Source organism: Paenibacillus sp. J2TS4, assembly GCF_018403245.1.
GTDB lineage: Bacteria > Bacillota > Bacilli > Paenibacillales > NBRC-103111 > Paenibacillus_L.
The window spans coordinates 223,116-242,369 of sequence record NZ_BOSH01000002.1; the positions used below are offsets into that span (position 1 = coordinate 223,116).

Below are 19,254 nucleotides of genomic sequence, written 5' to 3' on the forward strand. Positions count from 1 at the left end.
GGACAGAGGCTACAAGGGCCTGACCGAGTCTCTTATGATCAGTTCCGGTTCGATCAACACATCCATTGGATCTGTTTCATCCGCACGGTCATCTGTCAAGATATCCAGCGATTTCATCACCAGTTCATGGACATTGGGACCAACCGTCGATAGAGGAGTATCGAGAAGCTGCTCCATCTCGGGGATACTGTCATATACGATAAGAGAGAGATCATCCGGAATTTTGAGCTGCTGCCTGCGAATGACCCGAATGAACTGGAACAGCATCCCTTGACTGTCCACGATAAAAGCAGAGGGGCGATCCGGACTATCCTTGCTGAGCAGGGCCAATACTTGGTCCTCCGGGAACGGGTGTTCATTCTTAGTGATTATAATCGAATTGGAGTTGTATTCCAGATGATACTCCAGCAACCCCAGAGTGAAGCCGATCAATTTATCAGATTCCACACCGACAAATCCAATATGCTTATGACCCAAATCAGCCAAATGATGAACAGCCTTCATAATTCCGCCTTTGCGATCAATCGCAATTCGATGGGCTCCCTCCAGGCTGCCGCCCCCGAGAATGAGCAGCTGCCCTTGCAGCTGTTCCTTGGATTTGTAGAAATCGAGAGTAGGGACCCATTCCGGCCCGGCCCAGAACAGAATTCGATCGACAAAATGCTGGTTAAGCATCCGGATGGCATGATCCGGCTCAGTGAAAGCGGCGAGAATAGAGTAGCCTCGCTTAACGGCTTCCATTTGAAGCTCATTGCATAGATGGTAAAAAAACAGCCCTTTTTGCTGAGGCCAAATAAAGCCAATCGACTTGGACTTGCGATCGGTCAGTCTTCTCGCGGCTAAATTAGGCACATAATTCATCTCACGGGCGATCTCCATAATCCTCTTGCGGGTATTCGCATTCACGCCCGGCTCGTTGTTCAATGCCCGGGATACGGTTGCAAAGGTAACACCGGCGACTTTGGCAATATCTTTGATCGTTACCACATTTGTCTTCTCCTTGAGTAAAAATGGATTGCAAAGATTGCAAACGTTTACTATAATTAATTACATAATAAAATAACTTGTTCTTTATTGCAAGGTTTGTAAGCGTAATCACATGTTCGATGATCAATAACAAATGTTTGCGGAAGGAGGATGAGCTTATTTTTGCACGAGCCAAGCAGAAATTTTACAAATAAAAAATAAATTCATTGACAGGAAATAATTGGGTGTAATAGGATGTAAATAACGATCTCTTTACTTAAAAAAAGAAATCGATTACTGAATCGTGTGAGGAATGACAGGCTTTAAACTATTATAGGGGAGGATGGAAGATGAAAAAAATAACGGGCCTTATTTTAAGTCTTATGATGGCGTTTTCATTGGCAGCATGTAATAGCGGTAATGGGAATGGCGGCAGTGACGGGGGCGGCGCGAATCCTAGCCCGGACAGCAGTGCCAAGCCTGGAGAGGATAAGCCGAAGGAAGTGACGCTCAAAATTGGCCTGCCGGGAGGCTATGACGTGACCCAGAAAGAGATTATTGACGGATTCGCCGCGGCCAATTCACATATCAAGCTGCAAATTGATGAATCCCCTTGGGGAGATTTTGTCCAGAAAATCACCGCTCAGGTTGCCGCCGGCAACCCCCCTGACGTATGGTTTCAGGAAAATGCCGTCATCCTTGGCTATGGCCACCGCGGAGCGGCAGAAGATCTTAGACCCTACATCGAGCGAGACATTAAGAAAGAGGACTATAGTCCTCTGTTGTTCGCTTCGGAAACACCTCAAGGGATCTGGGGAATTCCACACGGATTGAATCCGGCCACGATTATGTATAATAAAAAAATGTTTGAAGAGGCCAATATTCCATTCCCTTCGGATGACTGGACGTACGAGGAAATGCTTGACATCGCTGCGAAATTATCGAAGGATACGAATGGCGATGGCAAGAATGACGTATTCGGAATCGGAGTTGCTCCCTCCATCACAACGGGTTGGTTTCCTTGGTCGAAAATTTACGGAGGTGGAATATTGGATGAAACGAAGACTAAAGCGATTGTAACCGATCCAAAGACAATTCAAGCATTGGAAGTATGGGCTGGCGTGATCAAGGATGGCCTGGCTCCATCTGTTAGCGACTATAAAGCAGGCGGTGGACACGATGCCATGTTTGCCGATAATAAATTGGCCATGAACATGCTGCAATACAGTAGTCAGGTAAAAATGAACGAAAAATACCCGGATCTGGACTATGACGTGGCGAAGATGCCCATAGGATATGATGGGAATCGGGTAATGCCGCTGGTGACCAACAGTTGGCTTATTTATTCCAAATCGAAGCCGGAAGTGAAAGAGGCCGCTTGGGAGTTTTTGAAATACTATATGGGGGAAGAAGCGCAGGATATTATAGCGAAGAGCGGATCGGCCATTCCGATCAAATTATCCTCGACAGAACAGCTTAAGCAGGATACGACGACCCGGCCGCAGAACAAAAGCGCCTATGTGGATGGTGTGAATGAGTCCGGTGTGACGTTGGACGAAAATCATTCCTGGCAAGAGTGGCGCCTGGCAGCCCAACCGATTTTTCAGGAAATCCATGAACTGATCAAGACGCCGGAAGAAGGCGCTAAAGAAATTCAGGAGAAAATTCAGAAAGTGTTAGACGAAAATAAATAATCGGCTGTCCTATTTCTTGGCGGGGAGTCTCCGGGCTCCCCCTTCTTGATTACTCTCGATCAGCTCGTTCGATTGAAACTTAAGAACGATAGGAGCAATGAGTATGCATAAATACAATCATTGGGGATATATTTTGACCCTTCCTTTCATTGTCGGCTTTCTCGTATTCTCCGCATATCCGTTTGTATACTCCATCTACCTGTCCTTTACATCTTGGGATATGTTCAATCCTCCCAAATGGGTTGGGCTGGCGAATTGGAAAAGAATATTTAGCGACGTCCCCTTCTGGTATTCGTTGCGCAACATTTTTTATTTCGCGCTTATCTTTGTGCCGCTGCAAACTTTTTTTGCCTTAATTGTAGCGTATATATTAAACCAGGCGATCCGGGCCAAAGGCTTGTTTCGCGCTATCTATTTCTTGCCTGTCGTCACTCCTTGGATCGCAGGAGGTCTGGTGTGGAAATGGCTGTTGGATTCCAACTTCGGCCTGATTAATCTCATCCTGAGCTATATCGGGCTCGGCCCCTTCAAGTTTTTGGATAATCCCCACTGGTGGATTGTAATCGGCAGCATTGCAATCGCTAACGTATGGAAGGGGATCGGCTCTTCGATGATTTTGTTGTTGGCCGGGATGCAAAATATTTCTAAAGAAATGTATGAAGCCGCGGAAATAGACGGAGCGACGAAGTGGAAAATGTTTACCCGGATCGTTATACCATTGGTGTCGCCGATGGCTTACATGGTCGTAATTTTATCGACGATAGCGGCTTTTCACGCCTTTGATGTTTTTCTCGTCATGCTGGAGTCGCCGGGGACGGTGAAGGATCAGCTGCTCACAACGAACATCCTGATCTATCGGGATGCTTTCATGACCTTCAAAATGGGGCCGGCCTCAACGATGTCCTGGTTGTTGTTCCTTGTCATTCTTGGCATTACGCTGATCCAGAGATCGTTTGAAAAAAGGTGGGTTCATTATGAATAGAGCAACCAGCGCGAAAATGATATTGTTGTATCTGGTCCTTATCTTCGGAGCGATAACGATGCTGGTCCCCTTTTATTGGATGATCGCGACCTCGTTTAAAACAGGGGCCAAAGTGTTGGAGCTGCCGCCCAAATGGATTCCGGATCCGATCTCGGTGGAAAGCTACTTGACGGCCTGGACCAAGGTCAATTTTGCCCGTTATACTTTGAACAGTACGATTGTCGTTGTCGCAGACTTGTTCGGAACGCTGCTCTCCTGCGCCATGGTCGGCTTTGGCCTGTCCATGTTTCAGTTCAAGCTTAAGACGCCTATTTATTTGGCGATGATTTCCACCTTGATTCTGCCCTCGCAGGTGACCTTGATTCCTACTTATTTCATATGGAAAAATCTGAATGCTTTCGACACCTATTTTCCGCTAATCGTGCCCAGCTTTCTAGGTGGTGCCTTCGGTATTTTTTTGATGCATCAATTTTTTAAAAGCTTGCCCAGAGAGCTGTTTGAAGCGGCGCTTATCGATGGCTACAGACCGTGGGGAGTGCTGTGGCGGATTTATATTCCGCTCTCCAAGCCGGCCTTGTCCGCTCTTGCTGTATTTACCTTTATCGGGGCATGGAGCAATACGATCGGCCCGTTGCTGTATTTACAAAGCAAGCATTTGTATACCCTGCCGCTCGGACTTTTATTCCTGCGGTCGAACTTGAACTCCTTCGAAACGCCGATTATTATGGCGGGTGCGGTTATTACTACCCTGCCTGTCATTGTCGTGTTTTTAATAGCCCAAAGACATTTTATTCAAGGAGTAGCGACAGCAGGGTTAAAGGGATAGCGGTTTGTTATAGGAGATATTCAGGGGAAGAAGCCGGCCCAGCGATACGCAGAATAAAACCGCCCAAGCATAGTTAGCGATGTGCCTGGGCGGTTTTTTTGCATTCCCCGCAAATAGGGGACAGTTCATTATCATCCGGCGCAGATGATAGTGCAGATTGATTTGGCCAGCGCTATAGCGAGCCTTGTTTAGATAATGGTTCGGCCGCTGCGGCAGCCAGTCCTTGCTAACTGGTTATACCCTGATGCTGCTCTGCCTTCTTGCGATCGGTCAAAAAAATATATATGGTTAGTATTATAGAAAGCAGGAGGGTGGCATGGAAGATGAAATGAATGGTGTTCGGGACCATTCCGTTCATAACCGGTAAGAAGGAATGAGTGCTGCCGAACATTTCCTGATATCGGGGAGCTCTTTCTTGAGCGCCGATCCCGAATAGATAAGGAATCCACCACGCTATCAGAGCTCCGCCAAATATGAAAGACGGGTGAATGACCAGCCATAGCTTGGCCCAAAGAGGATATCTTTTACCGATGAATAACAAAATAAGCCCGATGAGAAGCAGGACTTGCCCAACGCCGATAGCCGTTACAACTAGAAGCTCCTTCGCCGATCGGTCCGCCATAACCGCGGAGACATCATTCAAAGAACCGAGCGGGACCCAATCATGCAGCAGCATGAACAAAAAAATAATTCCATAGCCTGCCATTAGCAAGGACTCTGAAAGGCGAATGGTTCGCTTAATAGAGAACGCCTCCATATCTAGAATGTTTTACCAAAATTATAGTCGTTTATAGCATTCCCTGCAAATGAGAGAGCAGGACAGCCAGATCTGATCTTGAAAATGGATAATAAAAAATAAGGGTTCAGTTACCGAGCCAAACCAATAATTACAGAGAGGAATGAGAAATATGCGGAAGTTTATTTATATATTTGATGCGTTATGTCCTTGGTGCTATGCTTTTACTCCAATTGTTAAAAAGCTTCACGAAAGCTTCAGACCGGAATACGGGCTTGAGGTGCTCAGCGGGGGATTAGTGGTCGGAGACCGGGTGGGGCCGATGGACAACAAGCTGAAGGAAAATATCCGGACTGCATATAGCTCTATAGTAGAGAGATCCGGGGCGGTGTTTGGCGAGCCTTTCTATCAGTTGGTCGAAAGTGAAGATTGGGTCATGAATTCGGAAATACCGGCTGTGGCCCTTGCTGTCTTCCGAGAGAGTAATTCTCCATCGTCTCCCCTTGAATTCGTCCATCGCCTCTATCATTTCATCTATGTAGAGGGAAAGAATCCTAATACCAGCGAACTTTATGAAGATTTAGCCTGTCACTTTAAACTGGATCCAGCCTTGTTTGTCAAGCGGATGGAGGAGGACCATTATATCCAGCAAGCGCGGTATGATTTTGCTCTGGCGAAGCAGCTTCAAGCGGAAGCCTTTCCCCGATTATTTTTGCAAACATCCGAAACCTACTTCCATCTGATCGCCAAAGGCTATTCCGATTACGAACAGATTGTGCGAATCGTCGATAAAATCAATAACTCCCAACCTTAACTTGGCCCATTGTCTGTATTCATTTTAAACAGCCTGCTTCGTTTAGAAGTGAGGCTGTTTTTTTGACCAAGCCAGAGCACTGTTTGCTTTATTGTCACAGTTAGTAGAAATGTCGAGTCATTACCATGAAGCCGCAGCCCGAGAAGGAGCACGGCGTGGCCTGCCACTGGTTGTCACTCGCGAACGTTCGCAATCAGCTTTTCACCTAATTTATGCCCCAGAAGAACAACTGGAATTAATACCAGTCCGAAAGGCGCGCTAATAAAAATATCTTTCCATTCAACCATGTTCTCTGTCAGCAATCGGTAGTATAGATAAAGCGAATAGGGGAGGAGGATTCCTGCGCCCGTTAGCACTCCAGGCGTAAGCTTTCTTACATAGATGGATTGTCCGAGATGCATGAACACATGCAGAATCATGACTGCATTGATGCCCAGGAAGAGCGGGTAATAACCGTAATCCGCGGCCAACCAGGTCGATGGGATGAAGAACACAAACTCGGTACAGACTGCGATGGCGAACTGCGGTGCTTTGACTTGCGATGCGTAATCTATCAGCGAGCGGAAGCTTTCCGGCACTTTGGGAAGTATTGAATCATAATGCTTTTGAAACCAGGGTTCCAAACAAATGATTTCTTCAAAATCATGGAGCATGAAAGCGGCTAGAAACAGCCAAATGATCGAGTGAGTGCTGATGGCAGAGTCAAGCCATTCTATCATGGAGCCGCACCCCCTGTACTATAGGATGGATGAATCAGGCCGAACAACAGAACACGGGTAAATTCATGAGCCACTTGCTTTGGATCGCGCCGTTTGACGAGAATAGCTTGTAAAATGACTTGCACAAACATCCCCAGAATGCAATCCGCTATCATCTCTGCGGACAGGTCGTTGCGAATAAATCCCGATGCTTGATTTTTCATCAAATTGCTGACTATCGTTTGGTGGATCAGTTTCTCCACCGCCTCGCTATTTTTTTCCTCCGTCAAGAAGATTTTCGTCAGTTCAGGATGTTCCCCGAAGAAGCTGAATAGCCCTTCCAAATTGCCCCGAATTCGTTCAGGCGCCTCTTTCAAGGGGAGCTCAGTCTCGAGCACAGCTGCTTGCAAATACTTGTTCACTCTGGAATAAAAGAGTTGACTAATTTCCTCGAATAGAGCTTCCTTGCCGGAAAAATATAAATAAAACGCCGCTTGTGTCAATTCGGCTTTCTTTACGATATCGCTGACCTTGGTATCCCGATATCCTCGCTCCGCTATAAGTGAAATGGCCGCTTCCAGCAATCTGTTTCGGCTCTCTCTTCCTTTGGTTCCTGGTTTCATTCGACTCAATCCTTCTCATAAAAATAACTTTCGAGTTACATAACTCAAAAGTTAGTTTATTGCAGATTTCGGGCGCTGTCAAGGGTGCGTGATTTATGGGACGAATGCTATTGCATAAATTTACAGCATGATCTTGAAATTAATACGAAAGTGTAGTAAATTTAATAAAAATACGAAATCGTAGTATGTGGGGTAATCATTATGGAGCAGCTATTCGAGCTTTTTTTCAAAACTGGCCTGCGTCCGCTCAGCATCTTACCGGATACGAGCCATCTGGAGCGCCAATTAACGAGGTCCGATGCGGCGACACTTCAGCTGCTGATGGTTCATGGTCAGCTGACGATGTCTGAGCTGGCCGAGCTTTTGGGGGCGCCCCTAAGCACAGCAACCAGCATTTCTAAACGGCTTGTCCGCAAAGGTTACCTTTCCCGAGAGAAATCCGAGTCCGATCAACGGATAATCGTCAATCGATTGACACCAGCCGGCGCTTCGGTTGCTGCCGAAATGGTGGAGCTAATGGAGGAGGCGTTCTCTCGAGTCCAGTCTGCGTTAACCCCGGAAGAGATTCAGCAGTTCATCGGTCTGGCTCTCAAGGTCGCTAAATCGCTGCAGCAGGAAACTGAGCCGGTTGACCAAAACAGGGTACCCGATGTTCGATCGATAGAGATAGAAGGCGAATAATAGAAATTTTTTTACTCTATTACTACGAAATCGTATTAAATGTCGGAGGTGGATCTATGCGAATCATTATTTATACGGGTAAAGGCGGCGTAGGGAAGACGAGTATCGCGGCGGCGACTGCCTACCAGCTTGCGGAGGAAGGGAAGCGGACTATTGTGCTCAGCACTGATGCGGCCCACAGCTTATCGGATTCGTTAGGAATCCGGATTGGCGGCGAGCCCCAGCAAATCAATGACCTTCTATGGGCCCAGGAAATTGACAGCCTGAAGGAAACAGAAAGACATTGGGGCAGGGTCACCCGTTGGTTTGCCACTTTTACACAGTGGGCCAAGCTGGATGATATCGCTACGCAGGATTTGATGATTTTCCCCGGCTTTGAAGAGCTGTTCAGCTTGCTGCGAATTAAGGAGCACGTGGAAAGCGGTCGTTATGACGCCATCATCGTCGATTGCGCGCCTACGGGGGAGACGCTGCGTCTGCTGAGCTATCCTAATTTACTGCGCTGGTGGGTGCAAAATATTTTTCCATACGAACGCAAGCTGTTAAAGGTGGCACGACCAATCGTCAAGTTAACGAAAGGACTGGAGCTTCCCAATGACGAGACGATGGAAAGCCTGGCCCACGTTGTTCTGGAGCTGGAGCAGCTTCAGAAAGTCATTCTGGATTCCCAAAGGACATCGGTGCGCCTCGTACTTAATCCGGAGAAAATGGTCATCTCCGAAGCGAGGAGGGCTTTCACTCATTTGAATCTGTATGGATTTCATACCGACGCCGTCATTGTCAATAAGATCCTTCCCAAGGAGGCGGCCGAAGGCTATCTGGCTCAATGGCAGAAGATCCATCAATCCTACGAACAGGAAATTGAAGATTGCTTTCGTCCACTGCCGATTCTGAAGGTTCCGTTGATGAGCAGGGAAGTGATAGGCAGAGAAATGCTGGGACGGGTAGCGGCTGCCGCGTTTCCTGAAGGGCAGTGCGGAAGCATGCTCTATCACGGGAAGACGGAGGAAATTGACAAGACCGAAAGCGGTTATGTGATGACCCTCGCTTTGCCGTTTGCCGAGAAGCAGCAGGTGAAGCTGAATCAGAAGGGAGACGAGCTTACTCTTCAGGTGGGCAGCTACAAGCGAATTGTGACGCTGCCCCGAATGCTTCTTAGCCAACAGGTCAGAAGCGCTAAGCTTGCGAATGGCCGATTGACGATATATTTCAATGAGAACGAAGGGGATGAGGGACAATGAAACAGCGATTCCAACAGTCCGATTTGGAGCAAATAGCGGGTCATTTAGCCGACATTCACCAGCTAGTCTCAGACAGGCTGATTCCTGAAGCGAGCCGGGCGCATTGGAGGAGAGCGGAGATAGAAGCAATGCTTGGAATCCGCTCGTGGCTAGACGATAAAATAAATCGAATAGGGAAAGAGCAACGCAATTCGCCGTTCAAGGCCTCCCAGAAGTCCAGTAGACAATCTTCCTCGCAGTCAATCCCGATAGAAGAAGAGACCGATTAAATAAAGAGACCTTTAACGGAGAAAGGTTAAGATGGAAATCATGACGGATAGCACCAAGAAGGCTTAAGGAGGAGATGATTGAAGTGTCCAGGATCTTGATGCCGGTATCCGGGCGTTCGACTTGCCAACGTTATCAATTAAGGTTACTATGCCTAAGATAGGTTAAAATGAAAGGTCGCCATAAAGGAGCTCAGGTTGCTCATGAATATGAAAGTTTATGTTTTGGCGCTATCCGCTTTCGTTGTAGGAATGGTTGAATTAGTGATTGGCGGGCTTTTGCCGCTCATTGCCCGGGATTTACAGATTTCCGTCAGCGCCGCCGGGCAGCTGATCACCGTCTTTGCGCTTGTCTTGGCGATTGCCGGGCCGGTTATGCTGGCCCTGACCTCGCGAGTGGAACGCAAAAAACTGTACCTATGGTCGCTGTTCCTTTTCTTTATTGGGAATCTTCTGGCGTTTATCAGCCCGAATTATGAATGGCTTATGGCATCGCGTGTTTTCACGGCTTTTAGTGCGGCCCTGATCATTGTGCTATCGTTGACGATCGCAGCTAAAATCGTTGATGTCCAATATCAGGCAAGAGCTCTAGGCATCATTAGTATGGGGATCAGCGGAGCCTTGGTGCTGGGCGTTCCGGTGGGCGTATTAATCGGGGATGCCGTTGGCTGGCGGGCTCCCTTCCTGCTCATTGCTTGTTTAACAGGGATCGTCATGGTCATCATTTATCGCTTTCTGACGGCCCTTCCCCCGGAGAATAGAACTCCTTTAATGAAGCAGCTCGCTTCATTAAAAAGCTTCAAGATAGCCAGCGCCCATCTTGTAACCGTTCTGATGTTAGCGGGCCATTACAGTCTTTATGCCTACTTTACTCCATTTTTGCAAACGACGTTGCAGCTGGATTCGTTATGGATCAGTATCGCTTATTTTGTTTTCGGAGTCGCGGCTGTCGTAGGAGGCGGAGTAGGCGGTTGGCTGTCAGATCGTTGGGGAGCAGGCAGAAGCATTCTTCTGGTGGTGTCCTTGTTTGCGCTAACCCTGTTTTTATTGCCCTTCTCCACTTATTTGCCGTTAGCATTCCTGGCAGGCTTAGTGGCTTGGGGGATGTTAAGCTGGGCGCTCAATCCGCCTCAGCAAAGCTATTTAATTCAGACCGCCCCGGAATCTTCGAAAATTCAACAAAGCCTCAATACGTCGTCCCTGCAAATCGGAATTGCTTTAGGATCAGCCGTTGGCGGGCTAGTGGTCGGCGTGTATCCTGTCATGTATAATGCTTGGTTTGGCGCCGGCTTCGTTATCCTAGCTCTGCTGTGTGCCGCCTACTCGCTAACCAGGACGATGCCTGTCAGCCATTATGGAAAAGTCTCCTAGCGGAGTGTTTCAAGGAAGCATGGGGATCTAAATGGATTTCATGCAGCTAGTTTGCTCCGTTTGAGGTTAAAAACGAAAACTAAATGGAAAACCTCCATCTATTTTAGGCCAAAAGAGGGGTGCCAGGAAAAAAACTCCATTTTAAATGCAGTTTTTCCATCTAATTTGTCCATTTACGCCATTCGCTTCAATTTACCTACATAAAATACAGTTAGACGCTACCCTTTACCCTTCTCCCAGGCGAAAAAAAGTAAGGTACCTGATCTCTTCGCTTCTCCAGTCACTGCAAGGTTTACAGCCGATTTTCGCTCTGGTCGAGTAGACGTGAGCCTCACGACTCACGCCCCTCATAGATCCGTACGTGCCCAAGTCGGGATAGAATTTCAGCTGCGCCTATAGGTTTCCAATACATCTGTTCCTACATTATCATTGACAGTGAGATTGTAGGATACCTACTGTCGGCATTTTTTTTTTCTTCTTACCATCGAAGAATTTCAGTGTTTATCTACCTATCACGTTTTCTGAAGCCTCCCTGCGATCCCGGACGGTCGGATTTCCCGAGTCCGGTTCTGGTCTTGGCTCTGCACCCATTTGCCACGGCTAAGCCTTCCTGCATGCCATTTGGTTTAAGTTTTAGCCAACATACGCCTCTATGACATGTAGTTTACTTATCCGCTAGCTTCTCAATCCTTACTGAAGGTATCGACACTGAGTTCGATTTGATGTATTTTGTTGAAGCCACCAAGTACCCAGAGCCCCTTTGCCCATTATTGACTGGAATGGTTTGATACCATTTCATTGGAAATTACCCCAACTTCATCACTACTACGGGCTCATGCGCCAGTCCTAAATCCTCCCATCTCTTTCGTCTCCCTTATAAGACGGGTCTTTGCAGGTTGTTGCTAATCCCTGCTGGAAGTAGGACCTTCCCGAAGTTATCTCTGCAATCATTCGAAAGGTGCTTGTACCCTTACCCCGGGAAAGGTTTGCAGTGCTTTTGTCCATTTCTTCCTGCAAACTGCCAGCTTTTCCTCACCTTAAACAGGATTTGCCTTTCCGATATGGTTCCGAACGCAACTTTGCGGAACGCCGTATTTCGAGGCTGCAGTAATTCCTTTATGTTCAGGCTCCTATCTTTGCTCGATCCCCTAGTTGCTCCCACCTTCTATGAGGCGGCAAGACCTTTTTCGCCGCGCAGTACTTGGTTTGTTACCTCTCCAAGCAGCGGTATAGCTACGTACCCGTGTATGGACAATTGGTACGACCGGACTTCCACCGGTTTGATTGCAGCCTTATCGGCTGCTCCTTAAGGCATACGGCTCCTCATATCATCATTTACAGAATTGCAATGATTAGCCATAGATACTCACATAAATTTTGGGCTCAGGTAAAGGGTTACGTTTCAGAAAGAGGTTAAATTTGTCATACGTGAAGCTTCTTCTCTGGCTTCTGCGATTCAACCATTTAAATAATGCTTTGGTAATCTGAAATTTGTATACGGACAGCGCTCGGCTATTGTCGGTGATCCCATAATAGCGGTAATGTCCTGTTAGCTTCGCCCGCATCGTTTTCATTAATTCCTTCACGTCTTGATGGCGTTCTGCTTTCAACCATTCTTTGAATCCTCTCACTTTCGACTTAAACTTCTTTCCGCTTGTTTTCCTCTTTACTCTGAATTTACCCTTGCTGCTTTTGCTGCAATAGTGAGTGAATCCTAGAAAGTCAAACGTCTTGGGCTTCCCCAGTCCTTTTCGTTTTCGGTTTTCTTCGGCGAAGCGTCCAAATTCCAGAATTTTCGTCTTCTCTTCTGCAATTTGCAGGTCGAATTTGGCCAATCGCTTGATTAGTGCTGCATAGAATCGTTCTGCATCGTCCTTGTATTGAAAACAGCATACGTAATCATCGGCATATCTGATCATACTTGCTTCGCCGCGGCACGCTCTCTTTACTGCGATCTCAAACCATAAGTCCAAAGCATAATGCAGATAGAGATTCGCAAGTATCGGTGAAATCAGGGACCCCTGAGGAGTGCCGGTTTCAGTCGGTTCCCACGTGCCCTGTTCCATAACCCCGGCTTTCAAAAAGCGCCAGATCAGCCTTTGAATATTAGGGTCTGCTATTCTCTCCCCAAGGAATTTCATGAGCCATTCGTGATTGACATTCGTGAAGAAACTACGGATGTCAGCATCCACGATGTAGCTGGTTTTTCCATACTCGATGATGCGATTCACTGCTTTCAGCGCATCGTGGCAGCTTCTTCCTGGTCGGAAACCGTAAGATAGGTTTAGAAAATCCTGCTCGTAGATGGCCTGTAGAATCTTGTTCAATCCCAACTGCACGATTTTGTCCTCATAAGAAGGGATGCCGAGCGGTCTTTTGCTCTTTTCATCCTTTGGTATATATGTTTTTCTTACGGGCTGCGGTTGGTAGCTTTTCCTTTTTAGCCGTTCTACCAGGTCCTTGATGTTGGATTCCAGATTTTCCTCGTATGCTGCTTTCGTGACTCGATCGACACCTGTTGCTTTGCTGCCATCCAGTTCCCGATGGCATTGTGTCAGCAGTTCCTCGTTCAAGAGGTGATACAGCGATGTGAATTGCTCTTTTGGCTTTTCTTTTGCAATCTCTGCTATTCTTGCTAGTTTTGTTTGCATTTTTCGACCTACCCCTGTGTGTAGAAAATGTGTCTCTATCAAGAGTGATGATATGTCACTGCCTTCCCTCTACCGACGTTACTCGGTTTCATCGGTAGTACGCAGTGATCCGACTCCCTGTCCATCATTTGACATCCTCCCTTATGATCGGTTGTTTGTCATACTTCTTCAGAAGAATAGGCAGGGCCTCCCAAGTTGCTGTGAAGTCATTGTATAGCATGCCTGGCTCTACGACCCCGGGAGAGCTCATTCATCCTCGCCCTTGACGCATGAATGAGTGTTGTCTTCCGTACTTTCGAAAACGTCGACCTCTCCGTTTTACTCTTTTCGTGGCTCAATCACTTTCAGGCCTACTACCTGACTGTCTACGCTTAACGTTTAGAATTACTTCCAGCCATCCAAGACTCGCTATTGGTGGCTTGGCTTTGCCTTTCCAAGCAGGATTTCCACCTGCTAAACTTCACAACCTAGGCTTGGTCGCACCGAAAGTTGAGTTATAAAATTATAGTTTATCAACACATCCTTCTAAATTAAATGAAATTCTTCAGTCAGTGAATAGGGCATTCACTGGCTTTTTTACTAAGTATTTACAGTAATTTCCTTCCTGCACGACTCTGAGTCTGGTCTGTTCATCTATTTATTACGTCATATATAAAATAATGTTGCTTTATATAGAGTGTAATAATATATTTATTACATACTATATAAATGGGGGGTGAATAGATGAGAATCGGATTAAGTGGAACCGGAAGGATTGGAAGATTGTGCATTCGAAAGCTGTTGTCCGCTCCGAATCGTACTCTTGAGCTGGCCGTTATCAACTCTACCAGTCCTGTCGCTACCTTGGCGCATTTGCTCAAATATGATTCCGTCCATGGCACTTGGGATGCGGAGGTCAGTTGTGACGAAACCGGCCTTATAGTGAATGGCCGTCATTTGCCGGTTATTTCGGAGTGGCAGCCTGAGCAAATTCACTGGAAGCATTACAATGTGGACCTGGTTATTGATGCTACAGGGAAATTCAACGATCGTGACGGAGCAAACAAGCATTTGCTGGCGGGGGCCGAGAGGGTGTTGGTTACAGCTCCCGGACGCGGGATGGATTTGACCGTAGTCATGGGGGTCAATGAACAGCTCTATCATCCGGAGAGTCATCGCCTTCTATCGACAGCCTCTTGTACAACGAATTGTATAGCTCCGATTCTAAATTTGTTGGACCATACGTTTGGTGTGCGTAGGGGCTGGATGACGACTGTCCATTCATTTACTAGCGATCAGAATCACCTCGATAATCCGCATAAAGATCTGCGACGAGCCCGCTCCTGCACGAATGCAATTATTCCGACCTCGACTGGAGTGGGCAAAGCTCTAGCCGACATTCTTCCTCATCTGGCTCCGCATTTGAAAGGGCTTTCGGTTCGGGTTCCTACCCAGAATGTTTCTTTGCTGGATCTGCAGGTTCAGCTAGCTTGCAAGCCTGGGCCTACTGACATCCGGGAATGCTTTCAACAAGCTGCACAGGGGACGCTTGGAAAGTATGTAGGCTATAATGAGCTGCCGCTTGTATCCTCCGACTATATCGGGAATGAGAAATCGGCGACGGTGGACGGCCTGAGCATGATGCTTAACGGGGATCAGTTGAAAATTTTAGCGTGGTACGACAATGAGTGGGCCTATTCCTGCCGGGTCATTGATTTTGCCATGCACATGGCCGAAACCGGGTACAGCAGCAGAAAAGTGACATGCAGCTAAAGTATGATTTATTGTTAAGGGAGGGAGTAAGAAAACGAGCCTATATTTAGGGCTGACGCGGCCAGTGAGCTTTTTGCTTGCTGGTTTTTTCGTTGTGAAAGTAAGCCAACTATCGAAAATCCGTAAATAGTAAAGCCGAGTATGACAATGTAAAAATGCGTATATTGAGCGGGGGGGTCAGCCCGATTATAATAGTTGCAAGAAACCGGTTTCTTCAAAGAATACGAAATATGGGGGAAAGAGATGAATCGCATATGGAAAACGGGTACGTCCATTTCATTAGTTATGGCCTTGGGGATTGTGACCGCCTGCGGCAGCCAAAACACATCGCCAGGCGAGAATGCTCAGGGTCAGCCAGTGAAGTCTAATGAGGCAATTGCCGATCCAACGGCCAAGTATGATCCTCCCATTGAAGTGACGACGGTGCGGGCAGTATCGAACATCCAGTTCGACGACGGAGAAACGATCGATCATAATGCTGTCTATGACGCCTACGAGCAAGATCTCGGCATTAAGATCAAAAATAAGTGGGTCTCGGACAAATATTCGGAGAAGTTGAAGATCAGCATCGCATCGAACGATATCCCCGATTTTTTCAAAGTATCGGCTAGCGAGCTGCAGCAATTATATGAAGCGGATATGATTATGGATCTTACGGAAGTGTTTGAGCAGTACGCTACCCAGACAACGAAGGACTGGTTCCGGCTTGATGGAGGCCGTCAATTAAGTACGGCTACCTTTGATAACCAACTAATGGCCATTCCAGCAACGGATAATCCGTACAACTCCTCCAACTATTTATGGATTCGCCAGGATTGGCTGGACAAGCTCGGTTTGCCGGCACCGCAAACGATGCAGGACGTGCTGAACATTGCGAAGGAGTTCGCGGTCAAGGATCCGGGAGGAAGCGGTAAAAATTATGCATTCGCGATCAACGGCAGCTTTATTAAAGGCGGAGCTTACGACTTGCAAGGCTTCTTTAACGGTTATCATGCCCATCCGGGGATTTGGGTCAAAGATGACGACGGCAAGCTGATATACGGTACAATCATGCCCGAGATGAAAGAAGCTCTAAAGCAATTGCAGGAATTGTACAATGCGGGTCTGATCGATCCGGAATTCTCAGTGAAGGACGGCGACAAGGTCAATGAATTGGTTGCCGCCAACCAGATAGGAATGGCGTATGGAGCCTTCTGGCTAAGTATTTGGCCGCTTCAGGCCGCAGCGGTGCAGAATAAGCAATTGGTGCAGGATTGGCAGGCGTTCCCGATCGTCTCGGTGGATGACCAGCCGGCGAAGAGCTCAACCGACACCGGTGTAAGCTCCTACTATGTCATATCGAAAAAAGCGAAAAATCCGGAAGCCGTCATTAAAATTATTAATAAATGGATCGAAGTTCAGATGAACCTGACAGACGATAATAAAGTATACATGTTCGGCAAGTCCGGAATCGATAAGAGCGCGTTGTTGTGGAAGATTAACCCGACCGTCTTCTTTGCCCAGGACGAAAATCTGCCCGCTGGCCAATTGCTGCCGCAAGCGATCGAAGCAAAGGACCCGTCCTTAATCGGCCCCAACCCCGAGATGAATTCCCGATACAAACGAGTGGAGCAATATTTGGCAGGAGACACGAACATGTGGAACGAATGGGCGATTTCCAAGCCGGGCGGTTCCTTTGCCATTATGCATCAATATCACGAAGAGAATCGTTATCAGATGGACGAATTCTACGGTACGTTAACGCCAACCATGCTCGAGAAAAAAGGCCTGCTGGATGAAAAGGCAAAAGAATTTTTCACCAAAATCATCATGAACAGCATCCCTGTGGACGACTTCGATAAATTCGTTGATGAGTGGAATAAGCTTGGCGGGGAGCAGATGACCCGGGAAGTCAATGAATGGTACGAAACCGTGAAGAAATAGCAAAGGGTAAGTGTCCGGGAAGCACGAATCAACGTTTTTCGGGCACTTTTCAATCTCTACGCTTACGGTCAATAAGGAGAGTGAAAGATGTTCAAGTTTTGGATGAGCGAGAAATTTCCTCTGCATCTGATGCTGCTGCCAAGCTTGGTGATTTTGGCGGTTTACAGCTACTGGCCAATGGTCGGAGTCTCCATTGCCTTCCAGAAATATATTCCTACCAAAGGGATCTTCGGTTCTCCCTGGGTAGGTTGGAATCATTTCGAGTATTTATTTCAGCTTCCTGATACCAAGCGGGTCATTATCAACACACTGGCTATCGCTTCGATGAAAATTGTAGCTGGATTGATTGTGCCGATCATCGTTTCCTTACTCTTGAACGAAGTGAGAAAGAACGTGTTTAAAAGAACCTTTCAAACGCTTGTCTATTTGCCCCATTTTCTGTCCTGGGTCATCCTCGGCGGAATATTAATTGATCTGCTCTCGCCTTCACACGGATTGGTTAATCAATTTTTGGGTGTGTTCGGCATTCAGCCGATCTTCTTTCTCGGTGACAATCACTGGTTCCGTTTTATTCTGGTAGTTTCCGATGTATGGAAAGAGTTCGGCTTCAATACGATTGTTTACTTGGCTGCACTGACGGGGATTAATCCTGCCTTATACGAAGCCGCCGAGATGGACGGCGCCAGCCGTCTCAGGCAGACGTGGCATATTACGCTTCCCGGCATGCTGCCCATCGTCATTCTGATGGCGACGCTCAGCCTGGGCAACATTCTGAACGCCGGCTTCGACCAAGTCTTCAACCTGTACAGCTCAACTGTCTACGAAAGCGGCGATATCATTGATACATTGGTGTATCGTCTCGGTATTTTGCAAGCACAGTATGGGCTCGCAACCGCAGTCGGACTGCTGAAGTCCGTCGTATCTCTGATCATGATTTCCTGCTCCTATTTTCTGGCCTATCGGTTTGCCAACTATCGGATTTTTTAAAGAACAGGGGGTAATAAAACGTGGTATCCCGATTATCTACGGGCAGCAAACTATTTGCGGCTTGCAACTATACTTTCTTGTTGCTGCTCTCTGTAGCTTGCGTGCTGCCGCTCATCCATATCTTGGCGCTTTCACTTAGCTCGGGGGCCGCGGCATCTGCCGGCATCGTCAAATTTTGGCCCGTCGATTTTACAACTTCGGCCTATGAAAATATTTTAGGCAAGAAAGAGTACGTTACTGCCTTCTCGGTTTCTATCCAACGGGTTGTGTTGGGAACGGGACTCAATCTGCTCCTGACTGTGACAGCGGCCTATCCTTTATCCAAAGAATCTTCCTATTTTCGTTATCGAACTTTTTATGTATGGATTTTTGTAATCACGATGCTGTTTAGCGGCGGGCTAATTCCGTGGTTCATGACGATTAAATCAACGGGATTGTTAGATACGATTTGGGCATTGATTATTCCGTCGGCGGTCCCTGTGTTTCATGTCATTTTACTGTTGAATTTTTTTCGCAGCCTGCCGAAGGAACTGGACGAATCGGCCAGAATGGACGGAGCCGGGCATTTTACAATCTTGTGGAAAATCTTCGTTCCGTTGTCTCTACCGGCTCTGGCCACGATTACCCTATTCAGTATGGTGGGGCACTGGAACAGTTGGTTTGACGGCTTGATCTTGATGAATAATCCGGAGAACTACCCGATGCAGACCTTCCTGCAGACGATCGTTATCAGTAAAGATCCGCGGTTTTTGTCTGCCCAGGAAGCGGAGTTGCTGCAGCAAATGTCCGACCGGACGAGCGCAGCGGCTCAAATTTTTGTTGCGGCTCTGCCCATTCTGTTAGTTTATCCTTTCCTGCAGAGATTCTTTGTTAAAGGAATTGTGATGGGCAGCGTGAAGGAATAAGCTATATAATTGAACTAAAAAATTGATAGATCATGGAGTGGAGAAAGAAAGATGCTTCCAGGGCGAGTTTTGGCTTTGTATTCCTACTATCCGAGGGCCCATCCCATAAATAAGGAATCTGTTGGTTCGGGGTTCCCG

17 protein-coding genes are annotated in these 19,254 nt (G+C 47.2%); 12 read left to right on the forward strand and 5 right to left on the reverse strand.

The window, feature by feature from the left end; translation table 11 throughout:
* Positions 1 to 9: 9 nt before the first annotated feature.
* On the reverse strand, positions 10 to 987 hold the full coding sequence (locus KJS69_RS05275) for a LacI family DNA-binding transcriptional regulator (RefSeq protein WP_213582290.1): 978 nt from the start codon (positions 985 to 987) through the stop codon (positions 10 to 12).
* 329 nt (positions 988 to 1,316) lie between these two features.
* Between KJS69_RS05275 and KJS69_RS05280 the strand changes: the two genes are divergently transcribed.
* The 3 genes from KJS69_RS05280 to KJS69_RS05290 all read left to right on the forward strand — a co-directional run bounded on the left by KJS69_RS05280 (position 1,317) and on the right by KJS69_RS05290 (position 4,468).
* Entirely contained in the window at positions 1,317 to 2,660 is a 1,344-nt protein-coding gene (locus KJS69_RS05280; RefSeq protein WP_213582292.1) for an ABC transporter substrate-binding protein, read from the forward strand.
* A 103-nt stretch (positions 2,661 to 2,763) separates the two neighbouring features.
* Complete coding sequence (locus tag KJS69_RS05285; RefSeq protein WP_213582294.1) at positions 2,764 to 3,642, forward strand: carbohydrate ABC transporter permease; 879 nt, start codon at positions 2,764 to 2,766, stop codon at positions 3,640 to 3,642.
* Complete coding sequence (locus tag KJS69_RS05290) at positions 3,635 to 4,468, forward strand: carbohydrate ABC transporter permease (protein ID WP_213582296.1); 834 nt, start codon at positions 3,635 to 3,637, stop codon at positions 4,466 to 4,468. Before KJS69_RS05285 ends, KJS69_RS05290 begins: the two co-directional genes overlap by 8 nt.
* Positions 4,469 to 4,694: 226 nt before the next feature.
* Here KJS69_RS05290 and KJS69_RS05295 read toward each other — a convergent pair whose 3' ends face one another.
* Positions 4,695 to 5,174, reverse strand: a complete 480-nt coding sequence (locus KJS69_RS05295) for a hypothetical protein (RefSeq protein WP_249730380.1) — start codon at positions 5,172 to 5,174, stop codon at positions 4,695 to 4,697.
* Between the two features lie 202 nt (positions 5,175 to 5,376).
* On the opposite strand from KJS69_RS05295, the gene KJS69_RS05300 reads away from it, so the two are divergent.
* A complete protein-coding gene (locus KJS69_RS05300) occupies positions 5,377 to 6,018 on the forward strand; it encodes a DsbA family protein (protein WP_213582298.1) in 642 nt (213 codons plus the stop codon).
* Positions 6,019 to 6,191: 173 nt separating this feature from the next.
* Here KJS69_RS05300 and KJS69_RS05305 read toward each other — a convergent pair whose 3' ends face one another.
* Both KJS69_RS05305 and KJS69_RS05310 read right to left on the reverse strand, forming a co-directional pair.
* On the reverse strand, positions 6,192 to 6,737 hold the full coding sequence (locus tag KJS69_RS05305; RefSeq protein ID WP_213582300.1) for an HXXEE domain-containing protein: 546 nt from the start codon (positions 6,735 to 6,737) through the stop codon (positions 6,192 to 6,194).
* Positions 6,734 to 7,339 carry a TetR/AcrR family transcriptional regulator gene (locus KJS69_RS05310; RefSeq protein WP_213582301.1) on the reverse strand — a complete coding sequence of 202 codons (606 nt, stop codon included), beginning with the start codon at positions 7,337 to 7,339 and terminating at the stop codon, positions 6,734 to 6,736. The genes KJS69_RS05305 and KJS69_RS05310 overlap by 4 nt, the downstream gene beginning before the upstream one ends.
* Positions 7,340 to 7,540: 201 nt before the next feature.
* Here KJS69_RS05310 and KJS69_RS05315 point away from each other — a divergent pair, with 201 nt between their 5' ends.
* The 4 genes from KJS69_RS05315 to KJS69_RS05330 all read left to right on the forward strand — a co-directional run bounded on the left by KJS69_RS05315 (position 7,541) and on the right by KJS69_RS05330 (position 10,898).
* A complete protein-coding gene (locus tag KJS69_RS05315) occupies positions 7,541 to 8,020 on the forward strand; it encodes a MarR family winged helix-turn-helix transcriptional regulator (RefSeq protein ID WP_213582304.1) in 480 nt (159 codons plus the stop codon).
* Between the two features lie 56 nt (positions 8,021 to 8,076).
* A complete protein-coding gene (locus tag KJS69_RS05320) occupies positions 8,077 to 9,261 on the forward strand; it encodes an ArsA family ATPase (RefSeq protein WP_213582314.1) in 1,185 nt (394 codons plus the stop codon).
* The gene (locus KJS69_RS05325; RefSeq protein WP_213582315.1) at positions 9,258 to 9,530 is read left to right on the forward strand and encodes a hypothetical protein; all 273 of its coding nucleotides are present in this window, start codon (positions 9,258 to 9,260) and stop codon (positions 9,528 to 9,530) included. The genes KJS69_RS05320 and KJS69_RS05325 overlap by 4 nt, the downstream gene beginning before the upstream one ends.
* 201 nt (positions 9,531 to 9,731) lie before the next feature.
* Positions 9,732 to 10,898: an MFS transporter gene (locus KJS69_RS05330; RefSeq protein WP_213582316.1), complete on the forward strand. Its 1,167-nt coding sequence runs from the start codon at positions 9,732 to 9,734 to the stop codon at positions 10,896 to 10,898.
* 1,352 nt (positions 10,899 to 12,250) lie between these two features.
* Here KJS69_RS05330 and ltrA read toward each other — a convergent pair.
* Entirely contained in the window at positions 12,251 to 13,549 is a 1,299-nt protein-coding gene (ltrA, locus tag KJS69_RS05335; protein WP_213582317.1) for a group II intron reverse transcriptase/maturase, read from the reverse strand.
* A 723-nt stretch (positions 13,550 to 14,272) separates the two neighbouring features.
* Between ltrA and gap the strand changes: the two genes are divergently transcribed.
* The 4 genes from gap (at position 14,273) to KJS69_RS05355 (ending at position 19,116) form a co-directional block, all read left to right on the forward strand.
* Positions 14,273 to 15,301: a type I glyceraldehyde-3-phosphate dehydrogenase gene (gene gap, locus KJS69_RS05340; RefSeq protein WP_213582318.1), complete on the forward strand. Its 1,029-nt coding sequence runs from the start codon at positions 14,273 to 14,275 to the stop codon at positions 15,299 to 15,301.
* A 243-nt stretch (positions 15,302 to 15,544) separates the two neighbouring features.
* Positions 15,545 to 17,224, forward strand: coding sequence for an extracellular solute-binding protein (locus KJS69_RS05345; protein ID WP_213582319.1), 1,680 nt, complete (start codon positions 15,545 to 15,547; stop codon positions 17,222 to 17,224).
* 87 nt (positions 17,225 to 17,311) lie between these two features.
* Positions 17,312 to 18,211: an ABC transporter permease gene (locus KJS69_RS05350; RefSeq protein WP_213582320.1), complete on the forward strand. Its 900-nt coding sequence runs from the start codon at positions 17,312 to 17,314 to the stop codon at positions 18,209 to 18,211.
* Positions 18,212 to 18,231: 20 nt separating this feature from the next.
* A complete protein-coding gene (locus tag KJS69_RS05355; RefSeq protein ID WP_213582321.1) occupies positions 18,232 to 19,116 on the forward strand; it encodes a carbohydrate ABC transporter permease in 885 nt (294 codons plus the stop codon).
* The last annotated feature ends 138 nt before the right edge of the window (positions 19,117 to 19,254 follow it).

Bases quoted from the DNA above. Each gene is read 5' to 3' on its own strand.
- KJS69_RS05280 (WP_213582292.1), top strand. From the start codon at position 1,317: ATGAAAAAAATAACGGGCCTTATTTTAAGTCTTATGATGGCGTTTTCA.
- gap (WP_213582318.1), top strand. From the start codon at position 14,273: ATGAGAATCGGATTAAGTGGAACCGGAAGGATTGGAAGATTGTGCATT.
- KJS69_RS05350 (WP_213582320.1), top strand. From the start codon at position 17,312: ATGTTCAAGTTTTGGATGAGCGAGAAATTTCCTCTGCATCTGATGCTG.
- KJS69_RS05305 (WP_213582300.1), bottom strand. From the start codon at position 6,737: ATGATAGAATGGCTTGACTCTGCCATCAGCACTCACTCGATCATTTGG.
- KJS69_RS05300 (WP_213582298.1), top strand. From the start codon at position 5,377: ATGCGGAAGTTTATTTATATATTTGATGCGTTATGTCCTTGGTGCTAT.
- KJS69_RS05320 (WP_213582314.1), top strand. From the start codon at position 8,077: ATGCGAATCATTATTTATACGGGTAAAGGCGGCGTAGGGAAGACGAGT.
- KJS69_RS05310 (WP_213582301.1), bottom strand. From the start codon at position 7,339: ATGAAACCAGGAACCAAAGGAAGAGAGAGCCGAAACAGATTGCTGGAA.
- KJS69_RS05285 (WP_213582294.1), top strand. From the start codon at position 2,764: ATGCATAAATACAATCATTGGGGATATATTTTGACCCTTCCTTTCATT.
- KJS69_RS05290 (WP_213582296.1), top strand. From the start codon at position 3,635: ATGAATAGAGCAACCAGCGCGAAAATGATATTGTTGTATCTGGTCCTT.
- ltrA (WP_213582317.1), bottom strand. From the start codon at position 13,549: ATGCAAACAAAACTAGCAAGAATAGCAGAGATTGCAAAAGAAAAGCCA.
- KJS69_RS05330 (WP_213582316.1), top strand. From the start codon at position 9,732: ATGAATATGAAAGTTTATGTTTTGGCGCTATCCGCTTTCGTTGTAGGA.
- KJS69_RS05345 (WP_213582319.1), top strand. From the start codon at position 15,545: ATGAATCGCATATGGAAAACGGGTACGTCCATTTCATTAGTTATGGCC.
- KJS69_RS05315 (WP_213582304.1), top strand. From the start codon at position 7,541: ATGGAGCAGCTATTCGAGCTTTTTTTCAAAACTGGCCTGCGTCCGCTC.
- KJS69_RS05295 (WP_249730380.1), bottom strand. From the start codon at position 5,174: ATGGCAGGCTATGGAATTATTTTTTTGTTCATGCTGCTGCATGATTGG.
- KJS69_RS05325 (WP_213582315.1), top strand. From the start codon at position 9,258: ATGAAACAGCGATTCCAACAGTCCGATTTGGAGCAAATAGCGGGTCAT.